Source organism: Rhizobium sp. 05L429, assembly GCF_056397645.1.
On record NZ_JBFTNV010000003.1, the window covers coordinates 214,090 to 240,354 of the forward strand.

The following is a 26,265-nucleotide window of genomic DNA, read 5'->3' on the forward strand; positions in this document are numbered from 1 at the left end:
ATGAAAACCCTGCTCCGCAATCGCAAGGCGCTGATCGGCCTCGCCATCATCGCCTTCATCATCATCGTGGCGATCGCAGCACCCCTGCTGACGCATTACGACCCCGCCGCCCGGACCGGCCGTCCGCACCAGCCTCCGTCCGCCGAACATATTCTCGGCACGACGCGCATCGGCCAGGATGTCTTTTCCCGGCTGATCTATGGCGCACGCACCTCGCTTGCCGTCGGCTTCGGCGCCGGTCTCTTGATCACCGCTGTCGGCACGGCCCTCGGCATCATCTCCGGCTATCGCGGCGGCAAGATCGACGAGATCATCAGCTTCTTCACCAATATGGTGCTCGTCGTGCCGAACCTGCCGCTGCTGCTGGTGCTGGCGGCCTTCATCGGCCAGGCAAGCCCGCTCGTCATCGCGCTTATCCTCGGCGGCACGTCCTGGGCCTGGGGAGCACGAGTGACCCGCGCGGAAACGCTCTCCGTCAAGCAAAAGGACTACGTCAAATCGGCGGAGATGATGGGCGAGCCACAGTGGCGCATCATGACATTCGAGATCTTCCCGAACGTGATTTCCATCGTCGGCATCAATTTCATCGGTAGCGTCATCTTCGCGATCATCACCGAAGCGACGCTGGAATTCCTCGGTCTCGGCGACCCGCGCGTCGTGTCCTGGGGCACCATGCTTTATAACGCACAGAAGGCTTCGGCGCTGTCGGTCGGCGCCTGGTGGGATATTCTCACACCCTGCTTTGCGCTCGCCTTCCTCGGCATCGGCATGTCGCTGCTGAACTTCGCCGTCGATGAGATCGCCAATCCGCGCCTGCGTACCGGCAATCATCTGAAGCGCTGGTCCCTTCTCATCCGCTCCGGGGAGGGCCGCCTGTGAGCCAGCCGCTGCTTTCGGTCAAAAACCTTACGATCGACTATATCGGCGAGGAAAAGGATTTCCGCGCCGTCGACGATGTCAGTTTCGACGTCGCGCCCGGCGAGGTCTTCGGCCTTGCCGGCGAATCCGGTTGCGGCAAGAGCACGATCGCCTTTGCCATCAGCCGCCTTCACAAGCCGCCGGCGCTGATCCGCAAGGACAGCCAGATCCTGCTTGCCGGCCGCGACGTGCTGGACCTCGACCCGAAGGCGCTTGCCGCCTTCCGCTGGCGCGAAGTCGCCATGGTCTTTCAGAGCGCTATGAATTCGCTGAACCCGGTGCTGCGCATCGAAGACCAGTTCTACGACGTACTGCGCACCCACAAGGGCATGACGAAGGCGCATGCGCGCGAGCGCACTGCCGAAATGCTGCGGCTCGTCGATATCTCGCCGGACCGCATGCGCAACTATCCGCATCAGTTTTCCGGCGGCATGCGCCAGCGCATCGTCATCGCCATCTGCATGGCACTCGATCCAAAGCTCGTCGTAATGGACGAGCCGACAACGGCGCTTGACGTCGTGGTGCAGCGGGAAATCCTGCAGCGCATCAATGAACTCCGCAAGCAATTCGGCTTCTCGGTGCTCTTCATCACCCATGATCTTGGGCTGATGGTGCAGTTCTGCGACCGCATCGGCATTATGCTCCAGGGAAAGCTCGTAGAGCAGAACGACGCCGAGGCGATCTACAAGACGCCGCAGCACGACTACACCAAGAAACTCTGGGCCTCCTTCCCCTCGCTTCACGGAGGCGTGCTGCTATGAGCGATGCCATCCTCGCCCTCGATAAGGTCACGAAGACCTTCGGCCACGGCGATTCCGCCGTTCATGCCGCCCGCGCCATCTCGTTCTCGCTCCATGCCGGCCGTGCGCTGGCGCTGGTCGGCGAATCCGGCAGCGGCAAGACCACCTGCGCCCGTATGGCGATGCGCGAATATCTGCCGACATCAGGTCAGATCCTCTATAAGGGGCGCCCGGTCGAAGGTGCCAAGTCAGACGAAATCGCTCGCTACCGCCGCTCCGTGCAGATGATCTTTCAGGACCCCTTCGCCTCGCTGAACCCGGCCCATACGATCGCCCATCATCTACGGCGGCCGCTGAAGCTGCATCGGCCTGACATCCGTGGCAGCCAGATCGATACGACAGTGCGTGAACTGCTTGAGCGCGTGAAGCTCGATCCGGATCTTGTCGCACCGAAATATCCGCACGAGCTTTCGGGCGGCCAACGCCAGCGCGTCAATATCGCCCGCGCACTTGCGGCCCAGCCGGAAGTGATCGTTGCGGACGAGCCGACCTCGATGCTCGATGTCTCGGTGCGTCTCGGCGTTCTCAATCTCCTGAACGAGATGAAGAAGGAGATGAATCTCGGCCTGCTCTACATCACCCATGATATCGCCACCGCCCGCTATGTGGCGGAGGATATCGCGGTCATGTATTCCGGCCAGATCGTCGAATGGGGCAACACTGCCAAGGTGATCGACAATCCGCTGCATCCCTATACCCGCCTGCTGCTGTCAGCCGTGCCGGACCCGGATGTGCGCTTCGACGATCCACGGATGCGCCTGCAGCCGCAGGAAGTCGAGGATATCCGCCGCCGTTCCGCCGCACCGCAGGAACAGGTGGTGGAACATGAGCCGGACCATTTCGTGCGCGTGGTCTGAGCACGGCTTGCTGGCTTAGACCGTCGCCCTATGCTAGGGGACGGTCCCTTTCAGCGAGACGAAACCGCCATGCTCCCCTGGATCCAGCTCGATTCCGCGACCATTCCCGGCGATGGCGGTGAACTACGGCTGAAGCAGCGCGGTGCTGAGTTTTCCATCATGCTCGGCACCAACGAGCTGATGAACAGCCGCCTCAGCGGCTCTGAAGAAGCGCTTGCCACCCTGTCCTTTGAGCGGATCAAATCGCATCCGAAGCCGAAGATCTTGATTGGCGGGCTTGGCATGGGTTTCACCCTACGGGCTGCCCTTGCGGTCGTGCCGGCGGATGCCGGTGTCGTCGTCGCCGAACTGATCCCGGAAGTCGTTGACTGGGCACGCGGACCGATGGCGGAGGTGTTCAAGGGCTGTCTCGACGATCCGCGCGTATCGATCCATCAGGGCGATGTCGGCGAGGCGATCCGCGCCAGAAAGGCCGGCTATGACGCCATCCTGCTCGACGTCGATAATGGTCCTGACGGCCTGACACGCAAATCCAATGATCGGCTCTACGACTATGCCGGGCTGAAATCCGCCCAAGAGGCGCTGCGCCCCGGCGGCGTGCTAGCCGTCTGGTCCTCCGGGCCGGATGCGTCCTTCACACGACGGCTGAAGGAGAGCGGCTTTGTCGCGGATGCAGTCAATACGCGGGCCAATGGCAAGCGCGGCGGAGCGCGGCACGTCATCTGGCTGGCAGTCAAGCCCGGTCGTTGACGCATATCCCCGGCAATAAAATGCACCTTTATCAGCGAAGGCGACGAAAGCACGCGCAAGAGAGCTTGAGATTGGTGCGGTAATAATCGTATCCCATAGGCCGTGGATCGCGACGACGAGGAGGTCTCGCGGCCGTTCATCGGCCAGCACGCCATACTTCCGCATGCGGAGGCATGACGCGCTGGCCCTCGATTGGATACGGGTATGCGCCTTTCAGACTGCCATAACTTTCACGACTTCCGCCGCCTTGCCAAGCAGCGCCTTCCCGGGCCGATCTTCAACTATATCGACGGCGCGGCGGACGACGAGGTCACCTACAGGCGCAATACCTCATCCTTCGAAAGCTGCGATCTTCTTCCAAGCGTGCTGCGAGGCGTAAGCGAGGTCGACATGTCGGTTACCGTCATGGGCCAGAAGCTCGCCATGCCGGTCTATTGCTCGCCGACGGCGCTGCAGCGGCTTTTCCATCATGAGGGTGAACGGGCAGTCGCCCATGCCGCCGGCAAATTCGGCACGATGTTCGGGGTTTCCTCGCTCGGCACGATCAGCCTGGAGGAAGCGCGAAAGATCAGCAGCGGGCCGCAGGTCTACCAGTTCTATTTCCACCGGGATCGCGGCCTGAATCGCGAAATGATGGCGAGAGCCAAGCAGGCCGGCGTGCAGGTGATGATGCTGACCGTCGACAGCATCACCGGCGGTAACCGCGAGCGCGACAAACGCACCGGCTTTGCCATCCCCTTCAAGCTCAACCTCTCAGGCATGGCGCAGTTCGCCGTAAAACCCGCCTGGGCCATCAACTATTTCACCCATGAGAAATTCCGCCTGCCGCAGCTCGACAGCCATGTGGACATGGGCAGCGGCACTATGTCGATCAGCCGCTATTTTACCGAAATGCTCGACCCCGCCATGAACTGGGACGACGTTGCCGAGATGGTGAAGATCTGGGGCGGGCAATTCTGCCTGAAAGGCATCATGACGGTCGAGGATGCCAAGCGCGCCATCGATATCGGCTGCACCGGTATCGTGCTTTCCAATCACGGCGGGCGTCAACTTGATGGTTCGCGCAGCGGCTTCGACCAGCTCGCGGAAATCGTCGAGGCCGTCGGAGACCGGATCGATGTGATGGTCGATGGTGGCATCCAGCGCGGCACGCATGTGTTGAAGGCTCTCTCGCTTGGCGCCAAGGCGGTCGGCGTCGGCCGCTACTATCTCTTCCCGCTTGCGGCCGCCGGCCAGGCCGGTGTCGAACGCGCGCTGCTGCAGATGCGCACTGAAATCGAGCGCGGCATGAAGCTGATGGGGGCCGCTTCTGTCAGCGACCTCTCGGCTGGAAATCTGCGTTTCCGCGCCGCTTGAGACGAAGGCTTCGCCCATCGAGGGGCGTGGCTTTTCAGGCGCTAACGATCTCCCGGGGCGCAGAAGCACCTGCATCCTTCTGGCGCTCGCGGATGATCGCCGAGGCCTCGCGTGGGTTCGGGGGCAGCACGGCGTTCTTCAGGGCGATCGAATATTCGTGTTGCGGATTGTCGAGCACTGTACGCGCATCGCCGCTCTCCACCACTATCCCCCTGCGCATGATGATGACCCGGTCGGCGATATAGTAGGCGGTCGCCAGATCATGCGTGATGTAGATGACTGACACTTTCAGCGTATCACGCAGTTCGCGGAAGAGATTGACGATCGACATGCGCAGCGATGCATCCACCATCGACACCGGCTCATCGGCGACGATGAGCTTCGGTTCGGGAATGAGGGCGCGGGCGATCGCCACACGCTGCAGCTGCCCGCCAGACAATTCGTGCGAATAGCGTCCGCGGATTTCCGCGAGCGAGAGGCCAACCCGCTGTAGCGATATATCGGCAAGTGCCTCCCTGTCCGCCCGGCTTTTTGCGCCCTTGAAGCGATGAGCGGTGGAGAAAAGATATTCGTCGATGCGCGTCAGCGGATTGAATGCCTCGAACGGGTTCTGGAAGACCGGCTGAACACTCGTCATGAAGGCTTCGCGGGCGCTGCGGCTACGCATGCCGGCAACATCTGCGCCATCGAAACGGATCGTGCCACGGTCAGCCGTCTCGCTGCCGAGGATCATCTTGGCAAGCGTTGATTTGCCTGAACCGGACTCGCCGACGATCGTGAAAATCTCCGGCCGGCCGGTCTCCAGTGCGAAGCTGACCTGGTTCACTGCCGTCATCTTGGCGCGCGAGAAGAAGCCGCCGATCGGGAAGAACTTGCTGACATTGTCAAGCTCGAGAAGATGTTCGCCGCTCATTGGATCTTGTACTCCCCTGCCCTGAAACAGGCCACGCGCCCGCCGCTCGCACTCGGCTGCATGACCGGCACCTCCTTCGAGCATCTCTCGACCGCAATCGGACAGCGCGGGTGAAATCGGCATCCAGACGGCGGGTTCGAGAGCGCCGGCGGTTTGCCCTGCAGGCTCTTTCTGGTCTTCGTGTCGCCGATCCGCGGCAGGCTGCCGATCAGGTGGACCGTATAGGGATGCTGCGGGTTGTCGAAGATCGCCTGGGTCGGCCCTTCTTCGGCCAGCCGCCCGGCATACATGATGGCCAACCGGTCGGTGATGGCGGCATGCACGGACATATCGTGAGTTACGAAGATGACCGAGGACTGCATGCGGGTCTGCACTTCCTTGATCAGCGCCAGGACATCCTGCTGCACCAGCACGTCGAGCGCCGTCGTCGGCTCATCGGCGATGATGAATTCCGGTTCGCAGACGGTTGCAAGCGCAATGGTCAGTCGCTGGCGCATGCCGCCGGAGAGCTGATGTGGGAAGGCTTCGAGCACATGCGGATCGAGATGCAGACGGGCAAGATGCGCCTCTACCCGCTGGCGGAAAGCGGCCGGATCGAGGTTCATGTGGCGGAAGGCGAAATCGTTGAAGGCGTGCTTCACCCGGCGGACCGGATTCAGCACGTTCATCGAGCCCTGCATGATATAGGACAGATGGCGCCAGCGAGCGGCCCGCATTTTCTGCGGTTCGCCATAGACGTCGATCAGCTTTCCATCGAAATTGAAATTGACCGTGCCGCCCACGACCCGCATCGGCGGGCGGATGGCGCCGGCAAGCGTCTTGATGAGCGAGGTCTTGCCGCTCGAGGATTCTCCGGCGATGCCATAGATCTCGTTCTTGCGCACCGTCAGGCTGATGTCGTCGACGGCGCGGATCTCGCGCCGCACGCCGAAATAGTCGTTGACATAGTAGCATTTCAGCCCATCGATCGTCAGTGCGTCCTGGGATTTTTCGACGAGGGTCAAGGGCGCTTTCCTCAATAGGTTCTGCATCGTCTCATGCTCCCATCCGTGCCAGCCGCGAGCGCGGATCGATATATTCGTTGACCGACATGGCGAGCATGAAGAGGCCAAGGAACAGGATCACCACGAAGAGCATCGGGAAGGCGATCCACCACCAGACGCCGGCGACCATGGCGGAATGGGCATTGGCCCAATAGATCATGCCGCCGACCGTCGGCCGGTTGATGTCGGAAAAGCCGAGGATGGAGAGCGTTACCTCCAGACCGATCGCCCAGATGAGGTTATTCATCGTCGTGAAGAAGACGATCGGCATGACATAGGGAAGATGCTCGCGGATGAGGATCTGCGACGTGCGCATGCCCGAAAAAACAGCGTGACGCGTGAATTCGCGATGGCGAAGCGACAGCGCCACCGAACGGATAAGTCGGCTATCATGCGTCCAGCCGAGCAGGGCTGCGACGATCGCCAGCATCGACCAGGTCATCTGGTCGCGCAGCACGAAGACCAGGAGAAGCAGGATCGGAATATTCGGCAATGCGCCGAGCGTATCGTTGATGCCCATGATGATCTGGTCGGTGCGCCCGCCGATGTAACCGGAGACCAGCCCGACGACCAGCGCGATGAGGCGGCTGATGACAGCAACGATGATGCCGAAGAGGAGCGTGTTACGCAGCGATGCGCCGATCTGCCAGAAGACATCCTGCCCGCGCGACGTCGTACCGAACCAGAATTCGGCGGACGGCGGCATGTCGGGGATCACGACGTAGATGGCGTTCTCGTCATAGGGCGAGAAGAAGGAGGCGACGATCAACCCGACGATGATCAGGATCAGGATCGTCCCGAACAGGAATTCCTTGTTATAGCGGAGCAGGTCTCTGAGGATCTTGAACATCGCGGTTATCCCAGTTTCACGCGCGGATCGATCAGCGGGTAGATGATGTCGATCACGAAGACGGCCGAAGCGACGGCGATGATGGCAATGGTCGTCACACCGAGCACAAGGCTGTAATCGCCGGAATAGATGCCCGAGATCAAAAGCTTGCCGATGCCGGGATAGTTGAAGACGAATTCGACGATGACGGCACCACCGAAGACATTACCGAGGCTGAGCGCCAAGCCGGTGACCTGGGGAAGCATGGCGTTGCGCGCCACATATTGCGAAAAGATACTGCGCGAACGCACCCCGCCGAGTTCGGCATAGACCACATGGTCATCGGTGACGATGTTGGAAACCAGCGAGCGCATGGAAATAAACCAGCCGCCGATACCGACGAGCACCAGCGTCAGCGCCGGCAGGATGCCGTGTTCGATGACCGATCCGATGAAAGCCAGGCTGAAGCCGGGCGCAAGGTTGACCTGGGCGCCGTCGCTGATCGGCAGGATCGGCCAGATGAAACCGAAGAGAATGACCAGGCTGAGGCCGATGATGTAGGTCGGGATCGGCTGCAGCGCCATGATCACGATGCCGGCGAACTTGAGTAGCCGGCTGTTGCGGAAATAGCCGGCGAGCGCGCCGAGCAGATTGCCGATGATCCAGGCGATGATCGTTGCGAGCGACAACAGCCCGACGGTCCAGGGCAAGGCGCGGCCGATGACGGTCATGACAGGCGTCGGGAAAGAGGACAGCGAGGGGCCGAAATCGCCCGTCAGCACCCGCCCCCAGAACGTGAAATACTGGTCGAGGAGAGGACCGCCGGTTCCATAGAGTTCCCGCAGCGACTCGCGCAGGATTTCGACCGCCTTCGGATCGGTCGAGCCGAAGCTCGTCAGCAGAGACACGGTCTGTTCCACAGGATCGACCGGCGAGAAATGCGCGATCAGGAACGCGAGCGTGATGCCGGTGCCGACGACAAATAGGAACTGCAGGAAACGCTTGCCCGCATAGATCAGAAAGCCATTCATGGCATCCACCCTCCAATAGCAGAAGGGGAGCGGCCGGCAGCCCGGCCACGCCCCATATCGACGCGATCAGTTCTTGGGAGCGTCCGGATTGGCCTTCAGGCCGACAACCATATAGCGGATGTTCGACCAGTTCGGACCCGAGGCGGAATAGGGGTTCTCAGCGCTCGGATAATTGGTCCAGTAGGTTGTGTCGAACGGCGCGAACTTGTTGTAGGCCATCAGCGGGATCATCGGCATCTCTTCGACAGCGAGCTTCAGGAAGTCCTGGCCGACCTTCGTGACATCAGGAGAATCGAAGGCGATCGACCGGTTTTTCGCGATCAGCTGGTCGAGGCGCGGATCCTGCCAGCGCTGCAGGTTTCGCGGCGGCTGAATCTGGCCGACCGGCTTGATGAACTCCGAATGGTAGCTGTCCAGGAAGAAGGACAGATCCGGATGGCCTCCCCAGGTTTCGATGCTCCAGTAGATCGCCGTTTCGAAATCGCCGGTGCTCAGACGCTGGCCGTTCGTCGGGCCGGCGACGTCCACCTTCGTGGCGATGCCGTTCTGGCTCCATTGCTGGGCGATGACCGTGCCGGCACGGGCAAGGGTCGGAATGGCGTCACCCTCCACCTGCAGGCGGATCGTGAACGGCGTGCCGTCAGGCTTCATCCATTGCTTGCCATTCTTCTTGAAACCGGCTTTCTGCAACAGTTCGGTCGCGGCCTGGACATCCTGTTTCCACCAGCCGAAGCCGAAGGTGCGCTGCAGCTGTTTCGGATCGGTCGGAATCTGGTCGCCCCACTGGCCGCGGACCATTGTGGCGATTTGCGCGGAGATGTTGGGATCATAAGGCTTGATCTTGCGGCTGCCGGTATCAAGCTCGAAATTGGTGAGCCAGTCCTGCATCGGCGCATAATAATCGTCCGGCGCCGAGCCGGTCGGCGGTGTGGCAAGGGCCGCAAGATTGGCGGCCCCGCGATAGGAGCCGAGCGCCACGGCGCGGATATCGATCATCAGCGCCAGTGCCCAGCGGACATCCTTGTTGTCGTAGGGCGCCTTCTTCGTGTTGAAGAGCACCGACGGCAGGGTCGGATCGGGATGGGCAAAGGGGAAGCCCTTCAGCCAGGAGGCGACGCTCTTGCTGTCGCGCATCATGGCGAACATTCCCTCTGGCGCCATGTCATTGATCACATCGAGGTTGTGATTGCGCTGCTCGATGACGCGAGCCTCTGGATTTCCGGCAGCACGATAGACGACATATTTGACCTGCGGCGGCTCCTTGGCGGCCATGCCGATCGAACTGCGCTGCCAGTCGTCACGCAATTTCCAGATGGTCCAGTTGCCACCCTTGTCATAGCTCTGCAGCACGTAGGCGCCGAGCGAGACCGGCGGGTTGTTCTTGAATGCCAAGGGGTCGCCCGCTTTTTCGAAGACGTGCTTGGGCATGATCCAGGCGGCGTTCCAGCGCACAGTAAACAGTGTGTGGAAGCGAGAATTGGGTTTCTTCAGATGGAAGACGACCGTCTGGGGATCGGGATTCTCGATGCTGGCGACGTTAACGGTGAAAGGGGCGCTCCAGGACATGCCCGGATGGTCGATCTGCGTCTGGACAGTATAGACCACATCGTCACTGGTGAATTCGACGCCATCGCTCCAGTAGATGCCCTTGCGCAGCTTCACGGTCATCTGCGTGAAATCGGCATTATAAGCAGGAGGCTCCGTCGCCAGCGCATTCTGCCAGGCATCCGGACCACCTTCGGGATTGATGAACCACAGCGTATCGGTCGTCAGTTGCTGCAGGCCGTTGAGATTGGCCGCACCACCGCCGCCCGGTGCCCAGACGTTGAACCAGTCTGCATTCTGTTGCGGCGTGCCCTGAATGATCAGCGTTTCATTGCGCGGAATGCCGGCAATGAAATCCTGCGCGTAGGCAGGGAGGGCGGCGAGAGACAATAGGGCAATCACTGCAAATCTAGGGAACTTCATCGGACGCTCCTCCTCCTCGGCCCGCATGGGCGGGCGCTTCCCGTAATCCGTTATCGATCGCGTTCCGGCAAAAGCGCCTGCATAGGGATCTGATGACCCGTATGACTCCTCCAAACGCTTAGCCTCGCTGCAGCATTTATCGACAATTTTTCACCAAACGGCAACAGGTAATTTTAAAAATGCCCAAAACTCTTGGTATTCCGGGCATTTTCTAACTCTAATACAAGTGTGACTTTTTATATTATTGACAAAATGGTCATTTCGCATAGCTTTTGCGACGAGCGCGGCGCCCTCCCAAGACAGCCGCACCTCATCACCATATCGGTCGGCTGGCCCTCGGGGGGAGGCTGAGGCATGACCGTTCAAGAGGAAAAGACGATGACGAGTTCCTATGACGTGACCATCAACGTTCACGCCGGAAGGCCGACCGGGCCTTATAAGCCGCTGTGGAACTGGTTCGGTTACGACGAGCCGAACTACACCTATTCTCCACACGGCAAAAAGCTCCTGAAGGAGTTGACGGAGCTCAGCCCCGTCGCACCACGCATTCGCGCCCATAATCTATTGACGAGCGGCGACGGTAAGCCGGCCCTGAAATGGGGCTCGACCAATGCTTACACAGAGGATGCGAACGGCAATCCGGTCTATGACTGGACGATCATCGACCAGATCTTCGACACCTATGTCGAGGCCGGCAACATACCGCTGATCCAGATCGGCTTCACGCCGGAAGCGCTTTCCAATTTCGACGGCCCCTACAAGCATGATTGGGAGCCGGCCGACAAATATGCGACGATCACCACCGGCTGGACCGCGCCGCCCAAGGACCTGAAAAAGTGGGGCGACCTGATCGAGGCTTGGGCACGGCATCTTGCCGACCGCTACGGCGAAGACGTCGTCTCTTCCTGGCCCTGGGAAGTCTGGAACGAGCCCGACGGCCATTACTGGACCGGTACGATCCCGGAATTCTGCGCCATGTATGACGCAAGCGCGCGCGCCGTGAAGCGCGCCCTGCCGAAGGCGCGCGTCGGTGGCCCGCACACCTGTGGTGCCTTTGCCAATGAGAAGGCGCAGACTTTCCTGCGCGCCTTCCTGCGCCACGTCGTCGAGAACAAGCCGCCGCTCGATTTCATCGCTTTCCACGCCAAGGGAAATCCGGTCATCTACGACGGCCACGTGCGCATGGGCCTGCACAAGCAGTTGCGCGATATCGAAACCAACCTCGCCATCATCAACGAATTCCCCGAACTGCGGCACTTGCCTGTCGTCATCGGCGAATCCGATCCGGAGGGATGCGCGGCCTGCTCGGCCCGCGTGCACCCGCAAAACGGCTATCGCAACGGCCCGCTTTACGGCGTCTATGTCGTCGAAAGCATGATTCGTACCTACGAATTGTCTCGCCGCGCCAATATCGAAATCGAGGGCGCCGTCACCTGGGCCTTCCTCTTCGACGACCAGCCCTATTTCGACGGCTTCCGGGATCTGGCGACCAACGGCGTCGACAAGGCGGTGCTGAACGGCTTCCGCATGCTCGGCAAGCTCGACGGGCAATGGCTGGAATCAGACAGCGACTATCGCCGCGATATCGAGGACATCATGAGCCACGGCGTTCGCGACAAGCCCGACGTCAATGTCGTGGCGACCCGTGACGACAAGGGCGTCTCGGTTCTCGTCTGGCACTATCATGACGATGACGAGGCAGGCCCCGCTGCCGAGGTCAGCCTTTCGATCGATGGCTGGGGCAATCGTCCGGCTGCGCTCAAGCACTTCCGCATGGACGAACAGCACTCCAACTCCTTCCGTATCTGGAAGGAAATGGGCAAGCCGCAAGACATCGAGAGCACGGACTACAGCAAGCTCGAAGCCTCCGGCAAGCTCGCAGAGATCGACGACAAGGCATCGGTCTCCGTCACGGACGGCAAGATCGATCTGCATTTCTCCCTACCGCGTCAAGGCGTGTCTCTCCTACGCCTGGACTGGTGAGACGGCAGGCCAGAGGGAGCGCAATCCTCCAAATTGCGCTCCCTGATTCCCCCAGAAGATCAGGCTCGCGGTCCTTCCTTTCTCGATCGCGCGCCGCCGCAACAAACCACTGTTGGAGACATCAGCCGTCTGCCAGTGGCATTTCGCTCTGCGCCGAATGCAACCAACCTCCCGGCACGTTGTAGTGCCGCGCACCCGCAAACCCGCCTATCGCAACACCACCGGCAATGCTCCGCTGATGGCCAGGGCCGCGCGCGCCGTTGCCATAATCCACAGTTCACATCAACCGGAGACCTTTCACCACAAACAGGTTTACACTCCATAATTAACATGTTAGTCATCCCGTACTGACATGAAGGAGATCAATTGGTGACGGGGTTTGGTTTGTCGGTCGCATTGGCGACGCCTTTCGAGAGCAGCGGTGCGATTGCAGCTGAGGTCATGCTCGCTCAGGCAAAGCGGAGCCTGGATTCAGGCTGCGCCAGCGTCACGCTGTTCGGAACGACCGGCGAAGGGGCCTCGATCGGCACCCAGGAACGGGAACGGATTCTCGACGCATTTCTCGCCGACGGTATCCAGCCCTCCCAGATTGTCGTTGGCGTCCTCGTCGACGCGGCTGAAGATGCCGCCCAGCAGATCTCGCAGGCGCTCTTGAAGGGTGTACGCAACATCCTGCTGGCGCCGCCCTCCTATTTCAAGAATGTGAGCGACGACGGCCTGTTTGCCTGGTTTGCCGATGTGTTCGCGCGGGTGGGAAGCAAGGCGCGTGACGTCCTCGTCTACAATATTCCGTCGGTGACGATGGTGGCCTTGAGTATCGATCTGATCGGACGCCTGCGAACCGCGTTTCCTTCGGTCGTCACCGGTGTCAAGGACTCCTCCGGCGACTGGCCCTATACGGAAACGCTTTTGGGCAAACATGGCGACCTCATCATCCTGATCGGCGACGAACGGCATCTTGCCAAAGGCGTGCGCATGGGCGGCCAGGGTGCGATTTCGGGCATGGCGAATTTCGCCCCTGATGAAGTACGGTCGATGGCTGTCGACGGCAATGACGATCCGCGCGTCGAACGCTTCGTATCGGAGCTTCTGAAGCATCCCGTCACGCCGGCTGTAAAAGTCATGGTGTCGAAGATGACGGGCGATGATACTTGGCTTGCCGTTCGCCCGCCTTTGACGTCAATCTCCGCCGACGGCAGGCGCGAGCTTGCTCTTGCCTTTGATGGACTTTTCCGCACAAAGGCAGCATAGCGGTCATGTACGAGGAGAGCCCGATGGATGGAGCTGACGAGCAGCCGACGCTGAGAGAAAAAGCTTATGAGAGCTTTACCCGGCATCTGCTGGCGCGTGACGTCCGTCCTGGGCAATTCGTCTCCCAGCGCAGGCTCGTCGAGTTGACCGGCTTGACGCTCGGCGCAATCCGCGAGCTTATTCCACGCCTTGAAGCGGAAGGGCTCATCAAGACCGTGCCGCAACGCGGCCTGCAGATTGCCCATATCGATCTCAATCTCATCCGTGAAGCCTTTCAGCTCCGGCTTTTTCTCGAAAAGGAGGCCGTTGCGATCTTTACGCAAACGGCCAGTGACGAGACGATTGGCGGAATGCTGAGCGAGCATCGCGAGATCATGTCGGCAATCGAAGGCGGCAATCATTCGCATGATCTGGAGGTTCGCGCCCAGGCGGTCGACTGGGGCATGCATGACGCCTTTATCGATGCGTTGGGCAATACCATCATTTCCAACGCCTATCGCGTCAATTCGATCAAGATGCGCCTGATCAGCCAGGAACGCTTCCGCATCGACGGCCGCGTCGGTCCCGTCATGGGAGAGCACCTTCGTGTGCTTGAGGCGATTGAACAGAGAAATGCGGGAGAGGCCGTTGATGCCCTTGCCGCCCATATCAATCACGCACGAAGTCGTGCGCTGAGACTATAGACTGACGCCTGCGGTGAGGAGATCGCGGGCCACACAAGAGGAGGAGAGCAGCATGCCATCGTCATTCATTCATCCGACACGTCGCCACTTTCTGGCGGGATCGGCGGCCATCGGTGCTGCCGGGCTTCTCGGCATCAAGCCCGCCTCTGCGGCTGTGGACTGGAAGCGTTTTGCCGGAACAACCCTTGAGGTCAACCTCGTCAAGAGCCCGCGCAGCGAAACGATCCTGAAGTATCTCAGCGAATTCGAAGCGTTGACGGGCATCAAGGTCAATGCCGAAGCAACACCCGAACAGCAGCAGCGCCAGAAGACCACGATCGAACTGAGCTCGGGCAAGCCGAGCTTCGACGTCGTGCATCTCAGCTATCACGTCCAGAAGCGGCAGTTTGAAAAAGGCGGCTGGCTTGCCGATATCAGCGGCTTCGTCAAGGATCCCTCGCTGACCGACCCGTCGCTGGTCGAGAGCGATTTTGCTGAAGCCGGCCTGCAGTTCGCCAAGGATTCGCAGGGTGTCCTGCGCTCCCTTCCCTTCTCGGTGGATTACTGGGTCGTCTATTGGAACAAGGAACTGTTCGAAAAGAAGGGCCTTTCCTACCCTTCGACCTTCGACGAAATGGCCAGCGCCGCCGAAGCTCTGACCGACAAGTCCTCCAACACCTACGGCTTCGTTGCCCGCGGCCTCAAGAATGCCAATGTGCCCGTCTGGACGACGCTGCTGCTTGGCTACGGCTCAACGCCGCTTGGACCTGATGGAAAGCTGCGCACGACATCTGACGAGGCCGTCCAGGCAGCGACAATGTATCAGCGGCTGATGACGAAGGCGGCACCCGTCGGCGTTTCGGGTTTCAACTGGGCAGAAGCGCAGTCGGCCTTCCTGCAGGGCAAGGTCGGCATGTGGCTGGACGGCGTCGGCTTTGCTCCGCCGATCGAAAACCCCGAAAAGTCCCGCGTGGTCGGCAAGGTCGGTTACGGTGTCATGCCGAAGGGACCGAAGGCCCAGGCCGCTGCAACGACGGGTGACGGTATTGGCGTCACCGCGGCCAGCAAAAACAAGGAAGCAGCCTATCTGTTCTGCCAGTGGGTCGTTTCCCACGAAATGGGTGCACGCCTTCTGCAGGCTGGTGCGGGTGTTCCGTTCCGTAACTCGATTCTCGAAGATCAGAAGGTTCGCGAAGGCGTCACCATGCCGAGCGCCTGGGTCGATGCGGTCGTGGGCTCAGCAAAGGTTTCGCAGCTCGCCCTGCCGGTCATCATTCCGGTCACCGAGTTCCGCGACATCTACGGCGTCGGCCTGACCAACATGATCAGCGGCGCCGATCCGGCAGCAGAACTGAAAAGCGCAACGGCGCAGTTCGAACCCGTATTGGCCCGAAGCGAGGGATAATGGCGTCCGTAAGCATGGAAACCACGCGGTCGAAAGGCACCGTAAATGGCCGGAGCAAGCCTGGCAGGCTTGCTCCGAACTACTGGCCCTTCGTTGTCCCGGCACTCGTCGTCATTGCCGCGGTCATCGTCTTCCCGTGGGTGTTCACGCTCTGGATGAGCGTGAACAGCTGGACGCTGGGCCAGTCGGTGGTTTTCGCGGGGCTGGACAATTACAGCCGGCTGCTGGTGGACATGCGCTTCTGGGAATCGCTGTGGCACACCACGCTCTATACGCTGCTTGCGGTCGTCGCCCCGCTGTTTCTGGGTACACTGGCAGCCCTGATTTTCGACGCGCAGTTTCCGTTCCGCGGATTGCTGCGCGGCATTTTCGTCATGCCGATGATGGCGACACCCGTTGCCATCGCGCTGGTCTGGACCATGATGTTCCACCCGCAGCTCGGCGTGCTCAACTACCTGCTCTCCCTGATCGGAATCGGGGCCCAGGAATGGATCTACAATCAGATCAGCGTGATTCCTTCGCTCGTGCTGGTCGAAACCTGGCAATGGACGCCGCTGATCATGCTCATCGTGCTTGGAGGGCTCGCTGCCGTTCCGCGCGAACCCTATGAAAGTGCCGAGATCGACGGGGCAAATGCGTGGCAGAAGTTCCGCTATCTGACACTGCCGATGATAGCGCCCTTCCTGATGATCGCCGTCATCATCAGAAGCATCGATGCGGTCAAGAGCTTCGACATCATCTATGCGATGACGCAGGGCGGTCCCGGCACGGCCTCCGAGACGATCAACATCTATCTCTATAATACGGCCTTTTCCTATTACGACATCGGCTACGGGTCGGCGATGGCGGTCGTGTTCTTCATTATCATCGTCGCGCTTTCCTTCGTGCTGATGATGGTCCGGCAGCGCGCCAACTGGTCCGACACGGAGTCACGCTGATGAAACGCAAGACGATCGACCGCATCGGGCTGCTGTTTGTCGCCCTTGTCATGGTCTCGCCGGTCATCCTGTTTTTCCTCTGGATGATTTCGCTGTCGCTGAAATACGAAATCGACAACGGCGCCTACCCGCCGATATTCATCCCCGAGCGTTTTGCCTGGACGAATTACCTGAAGGTTTTCGAGGAGAACAATTTCTTCCTCTATTTCTGGAATTCCGTGTTGGTGACCGGTGGTGCGACTTTGCTTGCTCTGCTTATCGGCGTGCCCGCCGGCTATGGAATTGCGCGCCTGAAAGCGGAGCGGTCGGCGATGGTCATCATGATCGCCCGCATGACGCCTGGCCTGTCCTTCCTGATACCGCTTTTCCTGCTGTTCCAGTGGCTCAACCTTCTCGGCACGCTCTGGCCACAGATCATCATCCATCTCGTCGTGACGGTGCCGATCGTCGTCTGGATCATGATCGGCTATTTCGAGACGACACCGATGGAACTGGAGGAGGCAGCCAGCATCGATGGGGCGACATCCTGGCAGGTTTTCCGTCTGGTGGCGCTGCCGATTGCCAGGCCCGGCATCGTCGTCGCCTTCATCCTGTCGGTCATTTTCTCCTGGAACAACTTCGTGTTCGGCATTGTGCTTGCGAGCCGCGAAACCAGAACCCTGCCCGTCGCGGTCTACAACATGCTGTCATTCGAGCAGGTCAGTTGGGGGCCGCTTGCCGCGGCCGCGCTGATCGTCACGCTACCCGTGCTGGTGCTGACGATGTTTGCGCAAAAGCAGATCGTCGCAGGCCTGACGGCGGGCGCCGTTAAGGGCGGCTGAACCAAGCACCGAAAGGGACAATCAACATGGCTAATGTGAACATTCGAAACGTCCAGAAGCGCTTCGGTGCCGTCAACGTCATCCGGGACATCAGCGTCGACATCGCCGATGGGGAGTTCGTCGTTCTCGTCGGCCCGTCCGGCTGCGGCAAGTCTACCCTGCTGCGCATGATCGCCGGGCTCGAAGAGATGAGCGACGGAGAAATCCGGATCGGCGTCCGGGCCGTCAGCAATCTGCGGGCGCGAGACCGGGATATTGCGATGGTCTTCCAGAACTATGCGCTCTACCCGCATCTCAGCGTCGCCGACAATATGGGCTTTGCCCTGAAGCTGAAGAAGACGGATGCGTCGGAAATTTCTCAGCGGGTCAACAAGGCCGCAGGCATCCTCGGCCTCGAAAAGCTGCTCGATCGCTATCCGAAACAGCTCTCGGGCGGCCAGCGCCAGCGCGTCGCCATGGGCCGCGCACTGGTGCGCGATCCGCAGGTCTTCCTTTTCGACGAGCCGCTTTCCAATCTCGACGCCAAGCTGCGCGTGCAGATGCGTGCCGAAATCAAATCCTTGCATCAGCGCATCAAGACAACGACGATCTACGTCACCCACGACCAGATCGAAGCCATGACGATGGCCGACAAGATCGTCGTGCTGCATGACGGCGTGGTCGAGCAGGTCGGAGCTCCGCTTGAGCTTTACGATCGGCCAGCCAACCTCTTCGTTGCCGGTTTCATCGGCTCACCGTCGATGAATTTCATCGATGGCAGGATCGAAGAGGGTGTTTTCCGGACGGAGAAAGGCCTGACCTTGCCATTGCCTGATAGTATCAAGAGTGCGCCGCCTGCCGGCCAGTTGATCTATGGTATCCGCCCGGAGCATATTCGCGCCAGCCAGGGCGGGATTGCCGGTCGCGCCGAGATCGTCGAAGGAACGGGATCGGAAATCTTTGCCAAGCTGGATTGCGGCGGCGAACAGATTTCTTGCCTCTTCCGCGAACGTTTGGCGATCAATTACGGCGACACCGTCTCCATCTCGATCGATCCGGCAAGCGTCCATCTCTTCGACAAGTCGACTGGTCGGCGCGTTTGAACCCGATCGCTCCTGGTATGGGCAGCAAGCCGCGCCACGTCCTGTGCGTCGGGGCGGCCGTCCTGGATACGTTGTTTCGGGTCAGGACAATTCCGCAGACGCCCGGCAAGGTCCTGCCCTACGAGATGCTGCAGGTGGCTGAGGGAATGGCTTCCAGTGCGGCCTTTGCCGTCGTGCGCCTCGGCGGCATGGCAAGTCTCTGGAGCGCCGTCGGCGACGATCAGGCCGGGCAGCAGATCCTGTCGGAACTGGAGCAAGCGGGCATTGATGTCCGCGGCATCGTCCAGGCTCCCGGTGCCCGCTCAGCCGTTTCGACAATCCTCATCGACGATAACGGAGAGCGCCTGATCGTCCCCTTTTACGACCCGCGCCTGCATGAAGATGTAAGGGACGTAACGGCCGACGATCTCGCCGCATTCGATGCCGTGCTGGTGGATGTCCGTTGGCCCGCTTTCGCCCTCAAGGTCCTGTGCACCGCCAGGCAGGCGGGCAAGCCTGCGATCCTTGACGGCGATGTCGCCCCGCCTGAGGTCATCGACATGCTGGCGAGACAGGCGGATCATATCATCTTTTCCGAGCCTGCAGCCCACAGCCTTTCAGGGATCAGTGATCCTGCCGCCATGATCCCGCTTCTGAAGCTGCGTTATCCGCAGGCATTGGTCGTCGTTACTGCCGGCGAGCGCGGCAGCTACTGGTGGGACGAACAAGCAGCCTGCGTCGCCCATATGCCTGCGTTTCGCGTCAAGACCGTCGACACGCTTGCGGCCGGAGACATCTTCCACGGCACCTATGCGCTGGCGATTGCCGAAGGACTATCGATCGACAGTGCCATTCAAATGGCTTCGGCCGCCGCCGCATTGAAATGCAGTGTCTTTGGTGGACGGCTGGGCGCGCCCGACCGGGCTGGTGTTGCGGCCTTGTTGCGGCACGCTGGTTTCACGGAAACAGCTGACGCCTAGCGCCTGCGGGCAAACGAGATAAACCTCAGTCTTGGCTCACATAGGCGAGGTAGCGCTTCTTGCTCGGCTGCAGGTGATCGACACAGAGCTGCGCCAGAACCCAGTTGTCCCTGCCCTTCAGCATCTCGATCATCAGCCGGTGATGTTCATGCGAGATCTGCAGCGATTCCTTGCTCGACATGGAATTGGCGCGCACCGGCAGGCTGAGGCGCATATAGAGCTCGATCGACTGCACGAGATGTGAATTGCCGCAGGCGCCGAAGAGCGTCAGGTGAAACCTGTCATTCGTCTCGTGCACACCGCGCAGATAGCCGGATTCGACGTATCGGCCATGCTCTTCGTGCAAGACCGTCAATTCAGAGATCAACTCGTCAGGCGCCGGCAGCGGAATCCAGAGTGCCGCCTGCCGCTGCAGCAATTCGCGCACGTCATAGATCTCCTGCACCTGCCTTGATGTCAGCGAACGCACGGTGGCGCCCTTGTTGCGCTCGCGTACGACGATGCCCATCGTCTCCAGCTGGACGATCGCCTGGCGCGCGAAGTGTCGCGTCACATGGAAGCGCGCAAGCAGCGTGTCCTCCGTCAGGCGGGTGCCGGGGGCCAGCCGTCCGAAGATAATGTCCTCTTCAAGTGCGCGCACGATGCTCAGATCGTCGTGCTCGATCTCGTCTTCACGGCTTTCATTGAGCGTCTGCATCAACAAGTTCTCCGGCAATGCGCCATCTTATCGCGGTTTGCGTTCGGGGTCGAACCGGCTCTGCCGATAGATGTCTTCGACGAGCGCCAGCGTCTTCAGATTATCGTCAGGCACCGTCTCCATCGCCGCACGGCCCTCCAGCCCGTCGAGGAAATGCGCAATCGTTGCGTCGTAAGCGCCCTGATAGACGGCATCCGCATCGAACTCCTCCACGCGCCGCATATGACCTTTTGCAGAAAGACGACTTCCATCCAGTTCCAGCGTTGCCTGCGTGCCGGATATCCGCAGATGGTCGCGCGGTGCCGGCGGCGCGCCGTGCACTGCCAGATTGGCGTTTACCGTGACGATCACCCCGTCGTCCAGACGGCGCAGGACGACAGCGGCGACATCTTCGGCAATAATGTCGTCATTGCTGCGCTCGAGCCTTGCGGCGACCACTTCCATTTCGCCCAGCAGGTAGCGAAGCGCATCCAGATGATGAATCATCACTTCCATGACCAGCAGACGCTGCTGCCTGCGGAAAAACGGCTGGCGTATAAGGGCAGGCCTGTTCCCGTCGGCGTCGGCAATCATGCCGCTCGAGAAGAATTCAAACTGAACCTGCCTGATATTGCCGGCCAGGCCTTCATCCAGCCAAGCCTTTAGCCGGCGGTAATAGGCGCGAAACCGCCAGTTCTCGTGCACCATCAGACGGATGGAAGATGGCAGGCCTGCAACGAGGGCGACCGCTTGATCATAGTCGGGCGCGAGCGGTTTTTGGCAGAGGATATCGATGCCCTTTGCCGCTGCCAGTCGCACGAGATCCACATGCGCCTCGCGCGGGGCGCAGATATCGACGGCGTCGAGCGCTTCTTCCGCCAGCATAGCCTCTGCGCTCGCGTAATTGCGAGCAATGCCGAACTTGCCGCTTTTGGCCGCGCGGGCTTGCCCAGAGGGATCGGCGATCGCCACGATCTCCGCACGAGCCGACTGCTTTGCCCACGCAGGCAGGTGATAGTCGCTGACCCAACCAGCCCCGATGACTCCTACCCGCCTTCGTTTTACATCCACGACAAACCACTCCCGTTCCATTTTATCGATAATTTAGCCTTCATCTCCCAGAAAGCCAATGCACACAATGAAGGAAAAACTGTAAATACCTCGAATTATCTTGAGTTTTCTCAATTAAATTCCATGACGAGAGCAACAGGCGCAGCCGCAACCATATCTTCTTTATTGACAATCTCGCATATCGCTTTAGGCTTGGCCTCGACTTAAGGGATGAGGGAGGAACAATTGTCGAGCGGTCTTCGTCGCAAGCTGACGAGTTACGGCGATCAGGGTTTTTCCCTTTTCCTGCGAAAGGCTTTTATCAAAGCCATGGGCTATTCGGACGATGCTCTGGATCGCCCGATCGTTGGCATTGCCAATACCTACAGCGATTTCAACCCGTGCCACGGCAATGTCCCACAGCTCATCGAGGCTGCCAAGCGCGGTGTCATGCTGGCGGGTGCCATGCCGATGGTCTTTCCGACCATATCCATCCATGAGAGCTTTGCCTCGCCGACCTCGATGTATCTGCGCAACCTGATGGCGATGGAGACAGAGGAAATGATCCGTGCCCAGCCGATGGATGCGGTGATCCTCATCGGCGGCTGCGACAAGACCCTGCCGGCTCAGATCATGGCGGCCGCCAGCAGCGAGATCCCGGCGATCTTCCTACCGACCGGGCCTATGGCTGTCGGTCATCACAAGGGCGAACGGCTTGGCGCCTGTACCGATTGCCGCCGCTTCTGGGGACGTTTTCGTGCCGGCGAAATCGATGAGGCCGAGATTACGGACGTCAACAACAAGCTCGCCAGTTCCGTCGGCACCTGCACGGTGATGGGAACGGCAAGCACGATGGCCAACCTGACAGAAGTAATGGGTCTTTGCGTGCCGCGGGCGGGATCGGCGCCAGCGGCTGAATCCGAACGTGTGCGCCTCGCCGAGGAGACCGGACGCGTCGCCGCCGGCCTGGCAACCGATTCGGATGCGCCCCTTGTGCGCGATATCCTGACACCTGCGGCGATCCGTAACGGTCTCGTCGCGCTGCAGGCGATGGGTGGCTCCACCAATGCCGTCGTCCACCTCGCCGCCATCACTGGCCGGCTCGGCCAACGTCTCGATATGGCCGAGCTTGACAGGCTCGGCAAGATCATCCCGCTGCTGGTCGATCTTCAGCCCTCCGGCCAGCATTATATGGAACAATTCCACGAGGCCGGCGGCGTGCAGGCGCTGCTGAAGGCCGTGCGCCACGAGATCGACGGCAATCAGCGGACGGTCTATGGAAAAACAATCGGCGAGGTGATCGATAGCGCCCCCGACGAGCCGGGTCAGACCATCATCCGCACGGTAGAAAAGCCACTGAAACCCATCGGCACGATTGCCGTTTTGTCCGGTAACCTCGCCCCCCGCGGCGCAGTCATCAAACAATCGGCCGCATCAAAGGACCTGCTGCAGCATGAGGGGCGGGCTGTTGTCTTCGATTCCGTCGAGGACATGACTTTGAGGATCGATAGCGAAGAGCTGGACGTGAGGGCCGATGATGTTCTCGTGCTGCGCAACGCCGGTCCCAAGGGAGCGCCGGGCATGCCGGAGGCCGGCTATCTGCCGATCCCGCGCAAGCTCGCGCGGCAGGGTATTAAGGATATGGTGCGCATCTCCGATGCCCGAATGAGCGGCACTGCCTTCGGCACCATCGTGTTGCATATCGCACCGGAGGCCGCCGCCGGCGGACCGCTGGCAATCGTCAGGACGGGCGACCGCATCCGCCTGGACGTCGCTGAACGGCGAATAGACCTTGTCATCGACCAGGCCGAATTCGACCGGCGCATGGCAGAACTCGGCGACGTATCCAGAGCCGAACCACCGCGCGGCTATGCGAAGCTTTACCATACCCGCGTGCTGCAGGCCGACGAAGGCGTGGATTTCGATTTCCTCCAGCATGAGGAGTTTGAGGCGAAATGAGCATGGTGGATAGCGAAGCGCCACCCTGCCTTCCCCGCCTGCCGCTGACGCGCCTTCCGTCAAACCCGCTGCCACAGGACACGATCGACACGCATTTCCACGTCTTCCGTGCGGATGCGCCGCTCAATACACCGCGAAGCTATACGCCTGACATCGCAACGACTGCCGACTGGATCGCCTTCGCCGACCAGCTCGGTATCGGCAGGGGCATTCTCGTCCAGCCAAGCGTCTATGGACTTGACAATCAGGTGCTGATCGAGGCGCTAACTGCCTTCCCCGACCGCCTGCGCGGTATCGTCGTCATCGAGCCCGATGCGAGCCCTGGCGAGATTGTCCGACTCGACCGGCTTGGTGTCCGCGGCGTGCGCATCAACACCCGTAACAAGGGCGGCCTGCCGCTTGCCGCCGCCGAAACGCTTGCATCGGAAATACGCGATTTCGGCTGGTCGCTGCAGCTGCAGGTCAGCCCGGAACAGATCACCGGGCTCGCTGGGCGTCTGCGGGATCTTGAGGTTCCTTTCGTCATCGATCATCTGGGCTTCATACCGCTCGCCGACGGTGCTTGGCGGCAGCATCTGCCGGCGCTCCAGCGGCTGGCCGATAGTCCCGGCGGCTACATCAAGCTGACAGCCCCCTACCGGCTGACGCGCGAGCGCGGCTATCCAGGTTTTGCCGAAGTGGTGAAGGCGCTTGGCACCAGCCATCCGGAAAAGCTGCTCTGGGGCAGCGATTGGCCGCACACCGAACTCTGGAGCGATATGCCTGATGATGCCGAGTTGATAGACGGGATGCAGGACGCCATTGGTACCCCCGCGCTTGCCCGCAAAATCTTCGTCGAAAACGCCAAAAAACTCTTCTTTGATCGCTGAACGGCAAATGCCTTGACGATGGCCAAGAGCACCTATGTGATTGTTGTCGCACGCTTTGCCGGAGCGGCTGCGAGTCGGCAGGTGTCATGATCCGCGCGATCTGGGCGGTTGGGGGAAATGTGAGCAAGAGCTACGATTTTATCATTGCCGGCGGCGGGTCTGCTGCCTCCGTTGCGGCCATGCGGCTGGTGCGGGATTTCGGATTTTCGGTGCTGATCATTGAACGCGGGCCGCGTGACACAGCAAAGCTGATGTCCTTTCCAGCCGGCTATATGAAATATCTCGCCCGCGACGATTTCCTCGAAATGCACCATACGGTGCCACAGCCACAGCTTGGCGGCCGTGGGCCGATCGTGCCGGTCGCCAGGGCGCTCGGCGGTGGCAGCGCGGTCAATGCCATGGTCTATATGCGCGGCCAGAAGGAGGATTACGATAGCTGGTCCGCCTATCTCGGCAACGGGACCGAGTGGTCTTATGCCGACATGCTGCCGCACTTCAAAAATATCGAGGCCAATAGCCGCTTCAACAACGAATTCCACGGCATTTCCGGCAATCTGCGCGTTTCCGAGCCGCGCCATATCTCGGATACGACCGAGGATTTCATCCTCGCCGCGCAAGGGCTCGGCCACCCCTATAATCCCGATTTCAACGGCGTCAGGCAGAATGGCGTCGGCATCATGCAGCACACCTTCGCCAAATGGGGTCGCCGGACCGAGCGGTCGGATGCGAAGAAAGCCTTTCTCGATCCGCTGGCTAGCGACAAGAAGCTTGAGATTATTACAGAAGCGCGCGTCGACCGCCTGATCATCCGGAACGGCCGCGCGGTCGGCGTTGCCTATACGCGGGGCGGCCAGACCCACGAAGCCACGGCCGAACGTGAGGTGCTTGTCGCGTCGGGAACCTATAACAGCGCCAAGCTGCTGATGCTTTCAGGGATCGGCCCTGCCGATCACCTGCGCGAACACGGCATCAAGGTGGTCGCCGACCTGCCCGGCGTCGGCGCCAATCTGCAGGATCACCACGAAGTTCCCGTCATCGCCACTACGAAGGGCAAGTCCGGCTATTTCGGCGAAGACAAGGGCTGGCCGATGGTCCGCAACGGCTTGCAATACCTGCTCTTCGATTCCGGGCCTGTGACGACGACGGGGATCGAATCGTGCCTCTTCTACGACCCCGATGGCGGCGAGCGGCCGACGATCCAGCTCTATTGCGCACCGATCGTCTATCTCGATCGCGACGTCTCCTCTGCCAAGCCGACCTGGGGCGTGACTTTCACCTCCTGCCTGCTGCGGCCAAAGGCACGCGGCAGCGTGAAATTGCGCTCGGCCAATCCCGCCGACCAACCGCTCGTCGACTGCAATTTCTTCGGAGATCCCGATGATCTGCGGCTGACTCTCGCGTCCTTGAAGACGGCGCGGCAGCTTCTGGAAACGGAACCCTTCCGCTCGAAGATCGCAATGGAGATCCTGCCCGGTAAGGCGCTGCAGGACGAAGACGCGCTGACGAAATTCGCAGGCCAGACCGTCAAGACGAACTATCATCCCTCGGGCAGTCTGCGCATGGGGCCGGAGAGCGACCCCATGGCTGTGGTCGACGGTACGCTGAAGGTCCGCGGGCTCGAGGGGCTGCGGGTGATCGATTGCTCGATCATTCCCTTCATCCCGTCAGGCAATACAAACGCACCGGCCATAGCGATCGGCTCCAAGGCAGCCGATATGATCCGCAGGGATTACCATTGAATGCCGCTCATTTTGACGCTATATAACGTCAATAACATTGGCATGGAGATGGATCATGGGCCTCGCGCAATATGCGGATGATGGGCTGTTTGCACCGCGCAAGATTGCCGATGCTTTCCGCACGACCAGTGAGGAGATTGCTCGCACCGCCGGTCTCGGCAAGGATGCCATCCAGCGCAAGGATCGCATCCGTTCCGACAAGACGCAGCGACGCCTGCGCGAAATGATCGAAGTCGTCAACAAGGCCGAACCCCGCTTCGGCTCGGCGCTGATGGCCTATGCCTGGTATCGCTCCGAGCCATTGTCCGGCTTTTCGGGCCAGACAGCCATGCAGCTGGTCCGCGACGGACGGGCCGACGAGGTCATGGATTATATCGATGCGATCGACGCCGGCGTTCACGCCTAG

General features: G+C 60.6%; 24 protein-coding genes. 17 read left to right on the forward strand and 7 right to left on the reverse strand.

All coding sequences use genetic code 11. The annotated features are described in order from the left end of the window. The 5 genes from AC1DNW_RS04280 (at nt 1) to AC1DNW_RS04300 (ending at nt 4,681) form a co-directional block, all read left to right on the forward strand. Nucleotides 1–879, forward strand: coding sequence for an ABC transporter permease (locus AC1DNW_RS04280; protein ID WP_477852023.1), 879 nt, complete (start codon nt 1–3; stop codon nt 877–879). Beyond that, nucleotides 876–1,679 (forward strand): ABC transporter ATP-binding protein, encoded by an 804-nt coding sequence (locus AC1DNW_RS04285; protein WP_477852024.1) that lies wholly within the window; start codon nt 876–878, stop codon nt 1,677–1,679. Before AC1DNW_RS04280 ends, AC1DNW_RS04285 begins: the two co-directional genes overlap by 4 nt. Next, the gene (locus AC1DNW_RS04290) at nt 1,676–2,575 is read left to right on the forward strand and encodes an ABC transporter ATP-binding protein (RefSeq protein WP_477852026.1); all 900 of its coding nucleotides are present in this window, start codon (nt 1,676–1,678) and stop codon (nt 2,573–2,575) included. Before AC1DNW_RS04285 ends, AC1DNW_RS04290 begins: the two co-directional genes overlap by 4 nt. A gap of 69 nt (nt 2,576–2,644) precedes the next feature. Continuing rightward, nucleotides 2,645–3,325, forward strand: coding sequence for a spermidine synthase (locus AC1DNW_RS04295; RefSeq protein ID WP_477852028.1), 681 nt, complete (start codon nt 2,645–2,647; stop codon nt 3,323–3,325). 204 nt (nt 3,326–3,529) lie between these two features. After that, nucleotides 3,530–4,681, forward strand: a complete 1,152-nt coding sequence (locus AC1DNW_RS04300) for an alpha-hydroxy acid oxidase (RefSeq protein ID WP_477852029.1) — start codon at nt 3,530–3,532, stop codon at nt 4,679–4,681. Between the two features lie 34 nt (nt 4,682–4,715). On the opposite strand, the gene AC1DNW_RS04305 is transcribed toward AC1DNW_RS04300, so the two are convergent. From AC1DNW_RS04305 to AC1DNW_RS04325, 5 genes are all read right to left on the reverse strand, one after another. Then, on the reverse strand, nt 4,716–5,594 hold the full coding sequence (locus AC1DNW_RS04305; RefSeq protein WP_477852030.1) for an ABC transporter ATP-binding protein: 879 nt from the start codon (nt 5,592–5,594) through the stop codon (nt 4,716–4,718). Next, nucleotides 5,591–6,625 (reverse strand): ABC transporter ATP-binding protein, encoded by a 1,035-nt coding sequence (locus AC1DNW_RS04310; RefSeq protein WP_477852031.1) that lies wholly within the window; start codon nt 6,623–6,625, stop codon nt 5,591–5,593. Before AC1DNW_RS04310 ends, AC1DNW_RS04305 begins: the two co-directional genes overlap by 4 nt. Nucleotides 6,626–6,629: 4 nt before the next feature. Continuing rightward, complete coding sequence (locus AC1DNW_RS04315) at nt 6,630–7,487, reverse strand: ABC transporter permease (RefSeq protein ID WP_113308887.1); 858 nt, start codon at nt 7,485–7,487, stop codon at nt 6,630–6,632. A gap of 5 nt (nt 7,488–7,492) precedes the next feature. Continuing rightward, on the reverse strand, nt 7,493–8,497 hold the full coding sequence (locus tag AC1DNW_RS04320; RefSeq protein ID WP_477852032.1) for an ABC transporter permease: 1,005 nt from the start codon (nt 8,495–8,497) through the stop codon (nt 7,493–7,495). A gap of 66 nt (nt 8,498–8,563) precedes the next feature. Continuing rightward, nucleotides 8,564–10,465 carry an ABC transporter substrate-binding protein gene (locus AC1DNW_RS04325; protein ID WP_477852033.1) on the reverse strand — a complete coding sequence of 634 codons (1,902 nt, stop codon included), beginning with the start codon at nt 10,463–10,465 and terminating at the stop codon, nt 8,564–8,566. 354 nt (nt 10,466–10,819) lie between these two features. On the opposite strand from AC1DNW_RS04325, the gene AC1DNW_RS04330 reads away from it, so the two are divergent. The 8 genes from AC1DNW_RS04330 to AC1DNW_RS04365 all read left to right on the forward strand — a co-directional run bounded on the left by AC1DNW_RS04330 (nt 10,820) and on the right by AC1DNW_RS04365 (nt 19,566). After that, a complete protein-coding gene (locus tag AC1DNW_RS04330; protein WP_477852034.1) occupies nt 10,820–12,448 on the forward strand; it encodes a GH39 family glycosyl hydrolase in 1,629 nt (542 codons plus the stop codon). A gap of 366 nt (nt 12,449–12,814) precedes the next feature. Further along, the gene (locus AC1DNW_RS04335; RefSeq protein ID WP_477852035.1) at nt 12,815–13,699 is read left to right on the forward strand and encodes a dihydrodipicolinate synthase family protein; all 885 of its coding nucleotides are present in this window, start codon (nt 12,815–12,817) and stop codon (nt 13,697–13,699) included. A 23-nt stretch (nt 13,700–13,722) separates the two neighbouring features. After that, nucleotides 13,723–14,382, forward strand: coding sequence for a GntR family transcriptional regulator (locus AC1DNW_RS04340; RefSeq protein WP_113308883.1), 660 nt, complete (start codon nt 13,723–13,725; stop codon nt 14,380–14,382). A gap of 52 nt (nt 14,383–14,434) precedes the next feature. Continuing rightward, nucleotides 14,435–15,766, forward strand: coding sequence for an ABC transporter substrate-binding protein (locus AC1DNW_RS04345; RefSeq protein ID WP_477852037.1), 1,332 nt, complete (start codon nt 14,435–14,437; stop codon nt 15,764–15,766). Further along, a complete protein-coding gene (locus AC1DNW_RS04350; RefSeq protein WP_477852038.1) occupies nt 15,766–16,704 on the forward strand; it encodes a carbohydrate ABC transporter permease in 939 nt (312 codons plus the stop codon). Before AC1DNW_RS04345 ends, AC1DNW_RS04350 begins: the two co-directional genes overlap by 1 nt. After that, nucleotides 16,704–17,525, forward strand: coding sequence for a carbohydrate ABC transporter permease (locus AC1DNW_RS04355; protein ID WP_113298710.1), 822 nt, complete (start codon nt 16,704–16,706; stop codon nt 17,523–17,525). The genes AC1DNW_RS04350 and AC1DNW_RS04355 overlap by 1 nt, the downstream gene beginning before the upstream one ends. Before the next feature lie 26 nt (nt 17,526–17,551). After that, a complete protein-coding gene (locus AC1DNW_RS04360) occupies nt 17,552–18,607 on the forward strand; it encodes an ABC transporter ATP-binding protein (protein WP_477852040.1) in 1,056 nt (351 codons plus the stop codon). 17 nt (nt 18,608–18,624) lie between these two features. Beyond that, entirely contained in the window at nt 18,625–19,566 is a 942-nt protein-coding gene (locus tag AC1DNW_RS04365; protein WP_477852042.1) for a sugar kinase, read from the forward strand. A gap of 25 nt (nt 19,567–19,591) precedes the next feature. Here the strand turns inward: AC1DNW_RS04365 and AC1DNW_RS04370 are convergent, their stop codons facing one another. Continuing rightward, nucleotides 19,592–20,263 carry a GntR family transcriptional regulator gene (locus AC1DNW_RS04370; RefSeq protein WP_477852043.1) on the reverse strand — a complete coding sequence of 224 codons (672 nt, stop codon included), beginning with the start codon at nt 20,261–20,263 and terminating at the stop codon, nt 19,592–19,594. A 27-nt stretch (nt 20,264–20,290) separates the two neighbouring features. Next, nucleotides 20,291–21,313 carry a Gfo/Idh/MocA family protein gene (locus tag AC1DNW_RS04375; protein ID WP_477852044.1) on the reverse strand — a complete coding sequence of 341 codons (1,023 nt, stop codon included), beginning with the start codon at nt 21,311–21,313 and terminating at the stop codon, nt 20,291–20,293. A gap of 225 nt (nt 21,314–21,538) precedes the next feature. Here AC1DNW_RS04375 and AC1DNW_RS04380 point away from each other — a divergent pair, with 225 nt between their 5' ends. The 4 genes from AC1DNW_RS04380 (at nt 21,539) to AC1DNW_RS04395 (ending at nt 26,265) form a co-directional block, all read left to right on the forward strand. Further along, complete coding sequence (locus AC1DNW_RS04380) at nt 21,539–23,251, forward strand: IlvD/Edd family dehydratase (RefSeq protein ID WP_477852046.1); 1,713 nt, start codon at nt 21,539–21,541, stop codon at nt 23,249–23,251. Beyond that, nucleotides 23,248–24,120, forward strand: a complete 873-nt coding sequence (locus AC1DNW_RS04385; RefSeq protein ID WP_477852047.1) for an amidohydrolase family protein — start codon at nt 23,248–23,250, stop codon at nt 24,118–24,120. Before AC1DNW_RS04380 ends, AC1DNW_RS04385 begins: the two co-directional genes overlap by 4 nt. 86 nt (nt 24,121–24,206) lie before the next feature. Next, on the forward strand, nt 24,207–25,859 hold the full coding sequence (locus AC1DNW_RS04390) for a GMC family oxidoreductase (RefSeq protein WP_477852048.1): 1,653 nt from the start codon (nt 24,207–24,209) through the stop codon (nt 25,857–25,859). A 55-nt stretch (nt 25,860–25,914) separates the two neighbouring features. After that, nucleotides 25,915–26,265, forward strand: coding sequence for an MbcA/ParS/Xre antitoxin family protein (locus tag AC1DNW_RS04395; protein WP_113298702.1), 351 nt, complete (start codon nt 25,915–25,917; stop codon nt 26,263–26,265).